The sequence below is a fragment of the Butyrivibrio sp. AE3003 genome (genome assembly GCF_000686065.1).
In the GTDB taxonomy this organism is placed as follows: domain Bacteria; phylum Bacillota; class Clostridia; order Lachnospirales; family Lachnospiraceae; genus Butyrivibrio; species Butyrivibrio hungatei_A.
Genome location: NZ_JMLX01000001.1, coordinates 1211917 through 1227151, shown reverse-complemented (window position 1 = coordinate 1227151; position 15235 = coordinate 1211917). Strand labels below are relative to the sequence as shown.

The 15235-nt window shown below is 42.1% G+C and carries 12 protein-coding genes; 11 read left to right on the top strand and 1 reads right to left on the bottom strand.

Translation table 11 applies throughout. From position 1 onward, the window contains the following. The first annotated feature begins 218 nt into the window (after positions 1–218). Both CD00_RS0105880 and CD00_RS0105875 read left to right on the top strand, forming a co-directional pair. The gene (locus tag CD00_RS0105880) at positions 219–1529 is read left to right on the top strand and encodes a sensor histidine kinase (RefSeq protein ID WP_026655112.1); all 1311 of its coding nucleotides are present in this window, start codon (positions 219–221) and stop codon (positions 1527–1529) included. 109 nt (positions 1530–1638) lie between these two features. After that, positions 1639–1776, top strand: coding sequence for a cyclic lactone autoinducer peptide (locus tag CD00_RS0105875; RefSeq protein ID WP_026655111.1), 138 nt, complete (start codon positions 1639–1641; stop codon positions 1774–1776). Between the two features lie 86 nt (positions 1777–1862). Here the strand turns inward: CD00_RS0105875 and CD00_RS0105870 are convergent, their stop codons facing one another. Continuing rightward, positions 1863–3563, bottom strand: coding sequence for a hypothetical protein (locus CD00_RS0105870; RefSeq protein WP_026655109.1), 1701 nt, complete (start codon positions 3561–3563; stop codon positions 1863–1865). Between the two features lie 183 nt (positions 3564–3746). Between CD00_RS0105870 and CD00_RS0105865 the strand changes: the two genes are divergently transcribed. The 9 genes from CD00_RS0105865 to CD00_RS21140 all read left to right on the top strand — a co-directional run bounded on the left by CD00_RS0105865 (position 3747) and on the right by CD00_RS21140 (position 15095). After that, positions 3747–4001 carry a hypothetical protein gene (locus tag CD00_RS0105865; protein WP_026655108.1) on the top strand — a complete coding sequence of 85 codons (255 nt, stop codon included), beginning with the start codon at positions 3747–3749 and terminating at the stop codon, positions 3999–4001. Positions 4002–4189: 188 nt separating this feature from the next. Further along, positions 4190–4462: a hypothetical protein gene (locus CD00_RS0105860; protein ID WP_026655107.1), complete on the top strand. Its 273-nt coding sequence runs from the start codon at positions 4190–4192 to the stop codon at positions 4460–4462. A 154-nt stretch (positions 4463–4616) separates the two neighbouring features. Further along, positions 4617–6404 (top strand): methyl-accepting chemotaxis protein, encoded by a 1788-nt coding sequence (locus tag CD00_RS0105855; protein WP_026655106.1) that lies wholly within the window; start codon positions 4617–4619, stop codon positions 6402–6404. Between the two features lie 50 nt (positions 6405–6454). Beyond that, positions 6455–6814, top strand: coding sequence for a hypothetical protein (locus tag CD00_RS20100; RefSeq protein WP_026655105.1), 360 nt, complete (start codon positions 6455–6457; stop codon positions 6812–6814). After that, positions 6804–8531, top strand: a complete 1728-nt coding sequence (locus tag CD00_RS0105845; RefSeq protein ID WP_026655104.1) for a methyl-accepting chemotaxis protein — start codon at positions 6804–6806, stop codon at positions 8529–8531. Before CD00_RS20100 ends, CD00_RS0105845 begins: the two co-directional genes overlap by 11 nt. A gap of 38 nt (positions 8532–8569) precedes the next feature. Beyond that, positions 8570–10615, top strand: a complete 2046-nt coding sequence (locus CD00_RS0105840) for an ABC transporter substrate-binding protein (protein ID WP_026655103.1) — start codon at positions 8570–8572, stop codon at positions 10613–10615. Positions 10616–10656: 41 nt separating this feature from the next. Continuing rightward, complete coding sequence (locus CD00_RS21145) at positions 10657–12048, top strand: ElyC/SanA/YdcF family protein (protein WP_081811845.1); 1392 nt, start codon at positions 10657–10659, stop codon at positions 12046–12048. 112 nt (positions 12049–12160) lie between these two features. Then, positions 12161–12871, top strand: a complete 711-nt coding sequence (locus CD00_RS0105830) for an LppM family (lipo)protein (protein WP_207640454.1) — start codon at positions 12161–12163, stop codon at positions 12869–12871. Between the two features lie 205 nt (positions 12872–13076). Next, the gene (locus tag CD00_RS21140) at positions 13077–15095 is read left to right on the top strand and encodes a glycoside hydrolase family 11 protein (protein WP_026655100.1); all 2019 of its coding nucleotides are present in this window, start codon (positions 13077–13079) and stop codon (positions 15093–15095) included. Positions 15096–15235: the final 140 nt, after the last annotated feature.

Below are 15235 nucleotides of genomic sequence, written 5' to 3'. Positions count from 1 at the left end.
CCAAAAATCGGGTAAAAATTCAAAGTAAGTAACAAAAGTGCAGGATTGGTAATCATTATTCAATATTGTCTAAGAAAGTATACATTTTTTTTCTGAAATATGCAAAAAACCGCGATTCTTACATGAAAGGCCGTAAATATTACAAATTGGAAAAAGCCCGTTGTTTTTATGTTATGATTTATAACAGGTGGTTTTATAAGGAAAGAAGGGGCTTATAAATGGGTGAGTACATGTCGATTATTACTGGAGTTTTCTTGGCTTTTCTTTTTATCATGATCGTTCGGAAATGTATGGACGTTTTCTTGCCTGAACGCAGCAACAACATAGTCAGATATGTTGTGTGGGCAATGTATTTTACTTTTTCCTCGGCGTCAAATCTGACGGATATAGTAAGACCGCTCGTTCTGATATCTACGAATATTCTCTTTATCTTTACACTTGCGATGCTGGACAGAAAGGCGTCGGTAAAGATTGCCTGCTTTTTCTCATTTATCGTATGTGCAGTCTGGATGCTTGTGGAAGTCGGAGCCGTGATCGTAGTTGAGATGTACGGCATTGATTTCGTAGAAAACAGGGACGCTGTGTGCTTTGTTTCACTTCTGATAATGCTTCTTCTTGTAGTAGCTTTGGATAAGACATGGAAGGGGCCGAAATACGGTGAAATTCCGCTCAAATATTTTTTAATGATTCTTTCTATACCGCTTATCAGCATCTTTCTTACAAACCGCATTTTTCTGATAGCGACGCATCACAATGAATACAACGACTTTGCGGTTATTTCAAGTGCTTTTCTCCTAATGATGAATTACATAATTTTCGAGGTATATACGTGGATGAGCAGGGATGCCGAGCTTAAGTCACTTAATAAGCTTTACGGCCAGCAGCTTGAACTGTGCAGCAGACAGGCGGCAGAGCAGGAACAACTCTACATGGAGATAAAGAGGACGAGGCACGACATGAAGAGCCATCTGGCCAGTCTTTTGGGAATGGTCGAGTCGGGGGAAAAAGATGAAGCGGTAAATTATATACAGCAGCTTCTTGCCGACGGGCTCGGAAGGTCAAGTGAAGAGATATCAAAGAGCGGCAATATAGTTATTGATTCGCTTGTAAATTACAAGTATTCCATTGCAAAAAAAGAAGGAATCGCATTTGAGGCATCAACCTTTGTGCCGTCGGTTCTTCCGTTTAAGAGTGAACATCTCGTAATTATATTAGGCAACCTTTTGGAAAACGCATTTGATGCATGTATGAAGGTTCAACCGAAGGGCAGATTTATCCGTCTTGATATGAACTTTGAAAAGAACATGCTCAAGATCAGCATAAAGAATAGCTGTATCTATGAAAACAGACGAGACAGATACGGAAGATTCTTTTCGACAAAACATGACGCGGAGCATCACGGAATAGGTCTTGCATCGATAAAACAGGCGGTTTCAGGATATGATGGAGAAGTTATCATCGATGACAAAGGAAATCAGTTCGGAGTTGATGTAATAATGTACGGAAAAGAAGAAAGTGATAATCCGTAATAATTACATGAATATCCGCTTTTTCTACATGAAGTGAATAATTTGCGTAATATAAAGTATAATTATTGCGGGAATATAACACTTTTAAGGATTAAGGAGGGTATTCAAGATGAAAAGAGAGAAAACGTTTATTGCAAAAATATTAAGAGAAATTGCCCGCAAGTCAGTAAAAGTAAGTAGCGACAGCAGGTGCATGTATATTATGCATCAACCTAAGATGCCTTCCGATGTCGGGAGAATTCAATAAAGAATAGACATTAAAAATCCCCGTAAGCATGATGACGCTTACGGGGATTTATCTTTTATATCATAGCTTCCTATGATACTTAATTCTTACTTTTCTGAGAGCCAGTCGTAGCGCTCGATGTCGATACTGCTGATGATATTTTTGTCATCGCTTAAATAGATCTCGATGGTTTCCTTGGGAAATTCCGACTTATCAGCCTGATCGAAAGGAATCTTGTAAGTGTTGAATTTCTCGTTGTATGTGAAGTTCTTGATTCCCTTTGCATTAAGTGCACTTTCAAGTTCGGCCTTGGACATTCCGAGCTTAATGTCTCCCGCCATTGTGAGGTCGAGAGGATTAAGTGTGCTGTTAAATGCTGAGATAAACACAACTATTGTATTATCAAGTGTCACAGCGTTCGGAAGGGGATTAACCACCTTTGCAGTAATGTTGAAATCGCCTTTTTTAAGTGTCAGAATCACGCCGTTCATTGAAGGAACAGATTCTGATTCGCCTGTGCTTGTCCAACCCTGCTCGGCAAGTGTCTTATACGGAACGGGTAAATTGTAGGTTGTTCCGTCAAGAGTGAAGTTACCGGATAAAAGGTCATCTCCAAGTGTCAAAGGAGCTTTGTAAAGACCAAGATAATCAGGTGTTTTGGAACTTACGGCAGGCTGCACGAAATCTGCAGGCATTGTCTTGTTACGGATACTGATAAATGTCAGTACATTGTTCTCAAAGCTGTATGTGGCGGAAAGGTTAAATTCGTCTTCCTTGCCTTTTCCTCTGTATGTAAGCGTAACCGAATTGCCGCTTGTATTGGTACTGCTGGGCTCTCCGAGTTCGTTCTTTACTTCGTCAACTGTAGTCTTCTGTAAAGTAAATTTATCATTGTAGAATTTTACTTCTGCGCCTGTCTGCTTTACAAATGAATCCGAAAAATCACAGTCATAGACAAGGCACTTTGAAAGCGGCTGAGCATCTATTGAATGATTGATCACGCCAAAATATTGAGAATCCTTACCTTTTCCCGAATAGTTAAGTTTTACGGTCTCACAGTCTCCGGCGTACAATGTCTTGTTCGCATCTTCCTTGTCATCATATGTCCAACCGTTGGCAAGAAGTTCGTCGATGTTCATCGGAAGAGCATACTGCTTGCCGTCTACGCTGAAACTCGAGAACATTGCAGACTCGTTAACTGATGCGGGAGTTGACTTTGTGATTGTCTGTCCCGGTGTGCTCTGGCTACTTGTGGTAGTCGGACTCTGCTTTGTAATAATGTTCTGATCGTACGGGTTGGCACGAGATGTAGTAGTGCTGAAAAACAGCGCTGTCAAAACGATCACTGCGGCTATAGATGAACCCAGTGCAACTGACTGGGGAGTTAACTTATTCTTTTTGGGCTGAACGTATCCCTGATATGGATTCTGTCCCATATTCATCTGATAAGGCTGTCCGTACATGCTGTTCATGGCCTGCATGGGCTGACCGTATCCGCCTGACATAGGCTGGCCGAACTGATTGTTCATAGGCTGCTGATATGATTGTCCGTATGGATTCATGGCAGGCTGCTGATATCCCTGACCAAAAGGTTGCCCGTTTTGATTGCCAAAAGGCTGCTGAAATGAGAAATTTTCCTGTCCCCAAGGATTCTGCTGATAACCCTGCTGATAAAACTGATTGAAATCCTGTCCTGCGCGGTTTTCTGACTGAAATTTGTCTAATTCTATAGTCTGAGCAGCATCATATGATTGCTGATTATTTGTAATTGGTTGTCCTGTAATAGGATCATAAATTCTTTGGTTCATTTCAGTGTGTCCTCCACATCCATTAATCACTATAAATATTTTATTGTATAATTAACAATTTGTAAATATAAATTAACAAAAAATAAATATTTAGATTAGAAAAAAACGTAAAAAAATATGATAAGATATTAGTAGATTTTTTATTGAAGATTTTTGTGTGTTATAAAGTAGGAGGTTTGAATTATGATGATCTCGGCTGAAGGTTATAAGTCCATGCATGAATCCGATTCAATCGATGAACTTATAGCGGAACGTAAGCAACTTGTAGGCGAATTGGAACAGCTGGAAAAGATAGTACGCAAGAATGATAAAGATGATGATTCCTGGAATGAAAGTCCGGGGCCCGATGTTCGATACCAGATGACACTTACCTATCTTATACAGATCTGTGAGCTTTTGTGGGCGCGGTTCAGCTCCGAAATGTCATGGGACAAATAGGGTATAGACTATAACGAAATGTGATGATATAATTAACATGTTCGCATATATGTTATCACATGTGCGTGGACAAACGTGCAATTTGAAATAGCAATACAAGGTGGTATTTATCAAAAAAACTGTTGATAGATACCGCTTTTTTGTACTAATGAAACATAACACTTTTATAACTGGAAGGAGACTAAAAAATGGATGCACAAAACTTTTTGACGATGAGTATGGACGAACTTGCAAATGAGATTTCTGAAACAAAGAAGAAATTATCTGCACTTGAGCAACTTATGAAGATTCGTCAGCAGCTGGGTGAGAGAACAACCAGACAGATAGAAGCCAAAAAGAAGGCTGAAAAGAGAGCGGCATTAAAGAACAACAGAACTGCAAGCTCTTCAATGCCTGCATCAGATACGGTTGCCGAGTCACAGTACGGACAGGATTTCTTTAGCGAACGCGAAGACTATTAAAAACGCATGAATAGAGGAATTGTTTGGCAATTATAATAAGAGTATAAACAATTTCTTAATTATCGAGATATAGTGCGCTAATATGCTTTAATTGCGTTATAATTGCTTATATGGTGATGTGTATTTTCTTTTTGGAGGAAAGGAGTGCATGTAAGTGAATAATAACGCAGAGAACAGAACAGAAGGGATTAATCTTTTTAAGAAAATCGGTTTTCAGAACTTGGCAGTAAATGTTGTTATGCTTGTAATGTTCATAATCGCTATAGGGATCATGGACAGCAATATGAAGAATATTATCAATATTTCTGTTGGGGCAAGTAACGATGAGATACAACTTCTGAGTAAGGAAGCAAGACTCAGAGAAAACCTTATAACCATTGACGGTAATCTTTCTGCTTTGCTCGGTGCCGTATCAATGGGAACCAACGATCCCGCAAACTATGAAGTATATTTCACCAATATTGATGCGGTAGAAAAAGAGATGCCTGATCTTCTTGCGTTCTTGCAGGGAAGTATTCTTGTCACACAGGCAGCGGACGGACCTGCCCAGATGGATGAGATAAATAAGACTACCAATGCGTTTCTGGCTATTACAGATGACATGGTTGTTCAACTTCGTGCTGCGGATGCCGCAAAAGCGATGGATATATATATCAATCAGTATATAGATGCGCAGGCCGCTGTATATGCTGCTTATGATGCTGCGGAAGCTTCAATCGCCGTCCTCGGAGATGAGCTTAAAGCATATCTTGATATGATGTATGGCAAGTCACTTACAAAGACTATAGTCCTCGTAGTTGTCTTCGTTATCATTATTGCTGTGAGCCTTGTTCTCAATGAGGTTAGAATTAGTAAGAAGATCGCAAGTATCGTTTCCGAACTTCAGGGAATCATCAAAGGAATTAACAATAATGAAGGTGACCTTACGTCTCGTATTGGAACTAAGACAACTACGGAGCTTAGTTTTATCGTGGGCGGTATCAACAACTTTATTGAGACTTTGCAGGGAATAATAAAAGAAGTTAAGGATGGTTCCACTGTTCTTAATACATCTGCCGATTCAATGACGGATAAGATTGAAAAAGCAAGCGATAATATCACAAATACATCGGCTGCTCTTGAAGAGCTGTCCGCAAGTATGGATACCGTATCGACGACTGCGGACCAGATTTCAGGAAGGCTCGATGAAGTTAAGGAGGCAACTTCCGAAATCAGACAGGAAGCTGCTAACGGAGCGGAGACCGCCGAGAATATCAAGAAAGAAGCTGACGAGATCAAGAACGAAGCTCTTAAGAAGAAAGAGAATACCGGCGTGAAGGTTGAAGAACTCAGCGCGGTTCTTGAAAAATCAGTTAAAGACAGTGAGAAGGTTGCACAGATCAATGAGCTTACCAAGGTTATCCTTGATATTGCATCGCAGACAAACCTTCTTGCTCTCAATGCTTCGATTGAGGCCGCAAGAGCAGGTGAAGCCGGTAAAGGCTTCGCGGTTGTTGCAGAAGAAATCAGTGCACTTGCCGACAACAGTAGGCAGACGGCCGGAAATATCCAGACTATCAGTAACGAAGTTACGGAAGCGGTTAATACTCTTTCAACCAACGCCATGGATGTTATAGAGTTTATAAATAACGACGTATTGAATGACTATGATACATTCGTTGAGACCAGCGATAAGTATGAGAATACAGCGGTAGTCATGGATGATATCCTTGATAAATTCAACAGAAAAGCCGATAACCTTAACATTATCATGGATAAGATGGCTGACTCGGTTGAATCCATTACTGAGTCTGTAAAAGAGAGTACTCAGGCAATTAACCTTTCGGCAGCCAACTCTTCCGAGATTGTCGGACAGATTCAGGGTATCAGCGAAGCAATGGGAGAGAACAACAAAGTTACAGATCAGCTAAGCAACAGCACTAAGAGATTTGCAAATCTCTGATTTGGGGACGGGGGATCACCACCTTTTGTACATGAAAGGAGAGCCGCTCAATGAAAAAGCTGAACAGCCTTAGGGTTAAGCTGACTGCATTCTTTCTGATACCTGTCATCTTTATAATTATTGTCGGGTATACCGCTTACTCTATAGCATCAAGTGGAACACAGGAGACTTATGAAAGTAATGCCGTGACTGCGCTGCAGCAGATGGCAAATTACTATGAGCTTACCTTTTCGGTTGTTGAGGGTAAGACAGAGCAGCTTTCCGGTCTTTCTGAGATCAAAAAACTATTACGGCGGGGCATATACGGATACCGAGGAGTCGAGGAATGCTCTTTCCGAGATATACCGAAGTGCAAGGAACCTTGCACAGTCGGACAATATAGTCGGAGATATGTCTATCTTGGCCTATAAACAGACATCGTTTTCCGTGGCAAACGGAAACTATCTGATGTTTAATTATGGCGGATCATCGGCAGCAGCTGAATTTGATAAGACAGGTGATTCTTCTTTATTATCTGCAAGTCCCAATGCAGGTGCATGGATGGGAACGAGAGTATTCATCGATTCCTATCAGGGCGCCAATTCCATTGAGGGCACTCCTTATTGTGCGGTCTATGTAGAGCCATTTTATGATTCACTCGGTGAAAAACTCGGTTATATTTCCACAGATATAAGACTTGATACATCTCTTGTTGCGCTTGAAAGGATCAACCTCGGCGAAGGAAGCACATTTGCTTTTATAACTTCCGACGGCGTTGAGACCAACATGAACGGCAAGAGTAACGCAAACGAAACAATCTTTGCCAATACAACATTCTTTGAAGATATTAAAGCATCTTCCGAGTCATCGGGAGTTGAGTGGATGAAAGATGCCACGGACAAAAAAGTATATCTATATGTCTATGCAAAAGTAGGAGAGTCCGGAGCGGTTATTTGCGGCCGTATTCCAGAGACTGTGATAAGCGGAAGCGTAAATAACATAAGAGTTGCATCTGTTATCGCAGTGATTCTTGCAACTGTTGTTTCTTCGATAGTCGGAATTATCGTTTCTAATAGCATCGGAAGCACGGTTAAGGGAATATCGGATGGATTCGAACAGGCAGCACAGGGAGATCTTACAGTTTCAATTACTTCAAAGCGCCGTGATGAGTTCGGCGCACTTTCAGGTTCAGCAAGCAAAATGATAGAAAATACCAAGCGACTTCTTCTTAAGATATCAGCGACCGCCGATTCTCTTAAGAAGTCCTCGGATGATATCGGAGGAGCATCAGAGTCGCTTGTTACTGCGTCCGAAAATATTACGTCATCTGTCGATGAGATTAGGCTTGGTCTTGATCAGCAGGCACATGATGCGCAAGGATGTCTTGATGAAGCCGACGTACTGACAGATAAGATCGAAGTCGTAAGAAAGAATGTACAAGCGATCGGAGACATGGCATCAGATGCGGACGAATCTGTTAAGAACGGTATCGAAGCGGTAGAAAACCTTAAGACAAAGGCGAATGAGACCAGCGAAGTTACCAATGGCGTTATAGAGGATATTGAAGCTCTCGCAAAAGAAACATCATCTATCGGAAATATCATTGCTACGATCGATGAGATTGCAAGAAGAACAAATCTCCTTTCTCTTAACGCATCAATTGAGGCTGCAAGAGCGGGAGCTGCGGGAAAAGGTTTCTCCGTAGTTGCGGAGGAAATCAGAATGCTTGCCGAGCAGAGTGCTGTTTCTGCGGGTGAGATTGGAAATATCATCACAACGGTTACGGCAAAGACCGAGCAGACGGCGACCGCAGCCAAGCATGCGGAAGAAATCGTAAAACAGCAGGAAGAAGCGGTAGAAGCAACGCTTTCGGAATTCAATGTAATAAATGAAAACTTCAAGACGATTGCGGATCATCTTAAAGAGATCGGACTTCAGGTGGCCGATATGGAAAAGGCGAAAGTCAATACACTTTCTGCTATTGACGGTATCTCGGCAGTTTCGGAAGAAGCGGCTGCTTCGTCTTCGGAAGTTGGAAATACGGCTCTTGATGCACAGAATGCGGCAAAGAATCTGAATGATGTCATCAAGGATCTTAGAGGCGCAGCTGATTCACTGACAACAGAGCTCACGGGATTCAAGTTATGATGACCGGCGGACAATGATCAATAAGGAGGATTACACGCATGAATAGAAAACATATTGCGCTGTCTCTTACGGTGGTTATAGTCTTGACGGTATCAGGATGCGGCAGCAGAAGTGTAAAATTAAATCAAAGAACAGAGTCTTTTACCGATACATCGTATGAGCAACCGGCTTCTGAGGAAGCTGCAACGTCGCAGGCAGTCTCTGAAGTAAACAGAGGAAGCCTCAATTATTCGGAAGCACCTGAACTGTCAGCAAAGGTAGGTGACGGAAGTCTTCCTGCTGTTGATAGCAGGCTCCCTATTAAAGAAGATGTCTTCATCGCACAGACGGATGCAACAGGAAATGCCCTTGAGATTGGCGAGTACTGCGGAAATTGTAATATGCAGGGACTTTCCGGTTCATGGGGTATAGCAAGACCTGTGCTTGAGAGTATTATCAGGTACAACTGCGACGGTAGCTACGTTCCGAACGTAATTAAGAGCTATGAAGCAAATGAAGATTATACAGAATGGACGTTCAAATTAAGACAAGGAATGAAGTGGTCCGACGGCGATGATTTCAACGCGGACGACATTACATTCTGGTACTACATGGTTCATATCAACAATTATGATACAAAGGCAAGCTGGGAAGCACTCAAGGACAATGAGACGGGCGAATTCGCCGTGCTTAAAAAAGTTGACGATTATACCGTGACCTGGAAATTTGATACGCCCAAGTATCCCGGTGCTTTTATCGAGAACGGTGATCTTAAGTGGTGCTGGGCGCCTTCACATTACCTGATAGATCTTATCCCTGCGTCGCTATACGTAGAGAATGAATATTGGGAAAATACGGGGCTTTCCGACGGGCAGGTATTGGCTAACGCCGCAGCTAAGGGAATGTCCTTTGAGTCTGTAGCCGATCTTGGAAAAAATGCCTGCTATTATTTCTGGAACGTTTCGGGAATTCCTACAGTAAACTCCTTTGTTTTGAGTACAGAGGAAGGGCACAACTCAAAAAGCTCGGAAATATGCATACTTGAAAGAAATCCGTATTACTGGAAAGTTGATGCGGAGGGCAAACAGCTTCCGTATTTTGACAATATCTATATGTTCAATGAACTCGAAGATAAAACGGCGGCTTTTGCGAACGGCGAGCTTGATTATATGGATGTAGGAATGGAGCAGATAGGTTCAATGCTTTCGGAGCTTGGAGATGCAGCTGTACTTAAGACGGTGCTTGGCTCGAGCTGGGGAGCGGATCAGCTGACATTTAACTATACATGTAAAGACAAGAACTATGCAGATCTTTTTGCAAATCCCGATTTCCGTCAGGCGGTTTCTATGTGCGTTGACCGTCAGGAAATATCACTTCGTATCTCGGAAGGATTCATGAGACCGGGACAGTGCGCGCCGTCAACGGGAAGCATGGGATATGACGAAGAGTGGTCCAAGAAGTGGACGGATTATGATTTTGCTTCAGCGCAGAAACTCCTTGAGGGCTGCGGACTTAAGCTTGGAGGCGACGGATATTATCACTTCGCGGACGGTTCGGACCTTTCAATCGATTTTGTATCTCTTGAAGGAAATGCAGATACCATATACAGCGCATTAAAGAGATATTTTGATTCCGCACACCTTAAGACAACTCTTACGGATTATGATGCGGAAACCTATGATCAGCTTATTGACGATAATGACTGGATTGCATCGATGTGTCCTCATATGGACGCCGGCGGACTTTCGTTAAGTGAGAGAGCGGCTGCTTTTGTACCGATAGCACAGGCTGCCGAGTGGTATGGAGAGTACGGAACGTATTATACAGATCACAGCCTGGGAGTTGCGCCTACGGGAGATATGGAAAAGCTCGTCGAATACTATGAACAGTGGATCAACACGGCGGACAGCGCCAAGAGAGATGAGATAGCATCTAGCATCTATGAACTTCACAAGAATAACCTCTGGTCCATAGCTTATGTAGAAGGCGCCAATTCCTACTGCCTCATAAATCCGAAGTTCCACAACTTCGCAAATAAGCTTGTAAGCAATGATCTGTATCAGTACATGAATATTTACCACTTTGAGACTTTATTCAAAAAGTGATAGAATTTACCATTATATGTGCCATTAAGTGTAATAGCTTAATGGCACTTAAGATTAATGGGATGGTAAAGATGACATACAGGATTATTGCTTTATTTTTTATGTTTGTGTTCTACGGCATATATTTTACTAAGATGATGCTTCAGAAAAAGAAGGGCATTGTCACCGATCAGATTGCAAAGGGGAAAAGCCGCGACAAAGGCTACTATATTGAGCTTACAATGAAGATCGCAACTTACCTCGCTCCGCTTGCCGAGGTTATATCGATCGTCCTCGGAACGGTGAGTTTTCCGCTGATGTTTAGAATCATTGGAATGTACTTTGCGTTTGTAGGAGACATTGTCTTTTTTACTTCTGTATATACGATGCGCGACAGCTGGAGAGCGGGCGTTGCGGAAGATGATAAAGAGAAAAGAAATCTTGTGACGACAGGGATATATAACTACTCAAGAAACCCTGCATTTCTCGGATTCAACCTCGTGTACACCGGAATCCTTCTGATGTTCTTTAATCCTGTACTTCTTGTTATCTCTGTATTTGCGATGGTGATGCTCCATCTGCAGATCTTACGTGAAGAGAAATTCCTTGAAAAAACCTACGGAAGCGAATATACGCAGTACAAAGGCAGAACAAGCAGATATGCCGGAATGGGACGACCTACGCCGTCAAAGATCCTCATGTATATCTACTTTGTACTTACTATCTGGTCAGTTCTGTATTATTTCACATGCCTTGCGTACGGCGGAGGGCTGACGCTCTCGTGGGTATGGCTGTGGCTTATAATAGCGGCATTTTCCGCACTTAGAGTTTTTATGCTAAAGCGCCGCATAGACGGAAGGGAAAAGAAAAAGCTTCCTGCGGCGGTTAAATGGATATACCGTGTTGTTTTCACAGTATTCCTGACATACTTCGCCGTAACCGAAGTTAAGATAATCCGCGCAATGAGCGCAAGACCAAAGGAAAACCTTGATTACATCATAGTTCTCGGCGCCGGACTTAAGGGGACCGAGCCGAGCAACCAGTACAAGGCAAGAATAAGAAAGGCAGCAGAGTACCTTGATGAAAATGAGAATACAAAGATCATAGCATCGGGCGGTCAGGGAAACGATGAGGAGATAAGCGAGGCTGAGTGCGCAAAGAGAAAGCTCGTAAGCCAATACGGAATCGATGAGAGCAGGATCATTCCGGAAGAAAAGTCTACCGACACGGAGGAGAACCTTAGATACAGCCTTGAGATAATAGGTGACCCTACTATATCTACAGGTATAGTGACCAACGGCTTTCACGAGCTCAGAGCTATGTCGATTGCCAAAAGAGAAGGGTATAAGAACGTTTATTCAGTCCCTGCGAAAACTCTTTTTCCATGCGGAATTCACTATGTTGTCAGGGAGTTCTTTGGCATGACGGAGTTCTATATAAAAAATATTTATTGATTTATAAAATGGCTAAAATGATAAAAATGCTATATAATAATTTTTATGTAACATTTAGTTTTAAAATATATATAGGATGTGTATGAAAAAATTAAAAGTTATATTATTATCTTTGCTTAGCGTTTTAGCGCTTTCCGGTTGTGTCAGATTTGAGACGACAATGGATGTTAAGCTAAACGGCAAGATGGACGTGGCCATATGCTATGCAATGGTAGATATGGGCGACAGGGACCTTGAAGAAATCCTCTCGGAAGAGCAGATGGAGGATTACAAAGAGGACGGCTGGGACGTTGAAGGCTACAAGGACGGAGGATATTCCGGATATATTATCAGGAAAGAAAACGTCTCTGCGAACGAACTCAGCGATATTTCCGATGAATTCAAGTCGCTTAAGCTTACGAGAAAAGGCATTAAATACTCGCTTGAGTGGGATATATTCCGCGATGCGAGAGACAGGGATTTCTCCGGCGATTACAGAAGCTATGTTAAGATGAGCGGTGCGCATATGAAGCTTACCGTCAATCTTCCGGCAAAGGCCCGGGCACACAATGCCACGCATGTTTCGAGGGATGGAAAGACCTATGAGTGGGATCTTCTTAACTTTGACGATCCCGACGGAATATACCTCGATTTCATGCTTATCGATTTTAAGCTGGTGGCAGCAGCTGCGGGCTTATTGCTTGCTCTTATCATAGTTGAGGTCGCAATATTCAAATGGCTTAAGAACAGGAAAAAGTCAGAAAAGAGCGGTACAAGCGCAGGTAGTAAACTCCTAAGCTCGCTTAAGTCACTGGCTCCAAAAGGCAAAGGTAAGAAAAAATGAGAAAGTGCGGTTGCTTGAGATATACAGACTCTTGCAACCGCGCTTTTTTTCTAACTTTATAACGCACATATCGCATCTGATGCGACAGCAGTGCGGATATATAGCTTTCGCGTATGTGAACGATATGTTACAATACGATTAATGTTTTAGAAGAGGTTTAGATGGAGGAGGATATCGTAGATGAAAAAACGGTTTAAAAGTAGCGCTGCTTTCCATTGCGTTATGTGCCCAGTTATTCGTCCCTGCGCTTAAAGTTCAGGCGGCTACGACAATAACTGAGAATAAAACTGGTAATCAAGACGGATATGATTACGAACTTTGGAAAGATGGCGGAAACACTAGCATGACGCTGAATTCAGGTGGAACATTCAGCTGTCAGTGGAGTAACATAGGAAATGCACTTTTCAGAAAGGGTAAGAAGTTCGACAGCACAAAGACATATCAGCAGTTAGGCAATATTTCTTTTGATTATGGATGTGACTACAAACCGAACGGAAACTCTTATCTTTGTGTATATGGTTGGACAAAAGACCCTATGATCGAGTATTACATCGTAGACAGTTGGGGCTCATGGCGTCCACCCGGAGGATCACCAAAGGGTCAGATCCAGGTTGACGGTGGAACATATGATGTTTACGAGACAACTCGTGTAAATCAGCCTTCAATCGAAGGTAACAAGACTTTCAAGCAGTACTTCAGTGTTCGTACTCAAAAGAGAACAAGTGGAACTATCAGCGTTTCTGAGCACTTCAAGGCTTGGGAAAAGATGGGAATGGGGCTTGGAAAGATTTATGAAGCAGCTCTTAATATTGAGGGATATCAGAGTAGCGGATCTGCCAATGTTTATAAGAATGACATGAAGGTTGGCGGTTCATCTTCAAGTAATAATAACAATAACAACAGTAACAAGAACAATAATAATAACAATAATAACAACAATAATAATAACAATAATAATAACAATAACAAGAATAATAACAACAATAACAATGGTGGCAACAATAACGGCGGAAACAACGGCTGGAATTGGGGCAACTGGTGGAACTGGGGAAACAACAGCGGAAACAATAACAACAACAGCAACAACGGCGGCAATAACGGCGGCAGTGCTCAGAGTTCCGCAACAGTTCAGTGTGAGTCCATGACTAAGAGCGGACAGTACGCTGATACCATCGGATCACCTTTTAACGGAATGGCTCTTTATGCAAATAATGATAAGCTCAGCTTCAATCAGAATTTTGCAAGCGATACAAGTGATTTCACACTCCGCGGATGTTCAAATAACAACAACATGGCAAGAGTAGATCTTAGGATCGGCGGCCAGAACAAGGGCACATTCTATTATGGCGGACCTTATCCCGCTGAATATACGATCAAGAACGTTAAGCATGGCACAGGAAACCAGACTGTAGAGCTTGTTGTAACAGCTGATAACAATCAGTGGGATGCTTACGTTGATTACCTTAAGTTCAGCGGTGCGGGCTCAAATTCAGGCTCAAACAACAACGGACAGAATAAGAACAATAATAATAACAATAATAACAATGCTGCAAAGAATAACAACAATAACAACGCAGCAAATAACAACAACGCAAACCAGAATAATAACAAGAACCATAAGCTTATCGCTCTTACATTTGACGATGGCCCTACAAGCACAACAAACGAAGTGCTTGATATTCTTCAGAAGTACAATGTTAAGGCTACATTCTTCCTTATCGGACAGAATATTAACCAGAATACTGTAAACACAATGAAGAGACAGGTTAACATGGGATGTGAACTTGCAAGCCATTCTTTCACTCATCAGGATATGTCAAGAATGAGTGCTCAGCAGATAAAGGATGAGCAGCAGCGCACAGCAACTGCAATTAAGAATGCTGTAGGCGCAGATGTAAAGTTCTTCAGACCACCTTACATTGCAATCAGCAACACAATGTACCAGAACATCGACGTTCCTTTCATTCAGGGAACAATGCACAATGACTGGCTTGATAACACATCAGCTCAGCAGAGAGCGCAGTCGGTACTTAACGGCGCAAGAGACGGACAGATTGTTCTTCTTCACGATTTCCAAGGAAATTCGAAGACAGTCCAGGCTCTTCCTCAGATCATTGAGGGACTCCAGAAGCAGGGCTACACTTTCGTAACAGTAAGCGAACTTTTCGAGAAGAAGGGTGTAAATCCTAATGTTGAGTACAAGATTTGGTCAGCAACATATTGATATATTAAATGGGGAAAAATAAACAGGTAGGTTACAAAATATATATTAAAAGAGAAGGCAGCTAAATATGGCTGTCTTCTCTTTGATTTACTAAAAAACTTCCCGCACCATGGTAGGTCGTAAGTGCAGTCTTTTTGCTG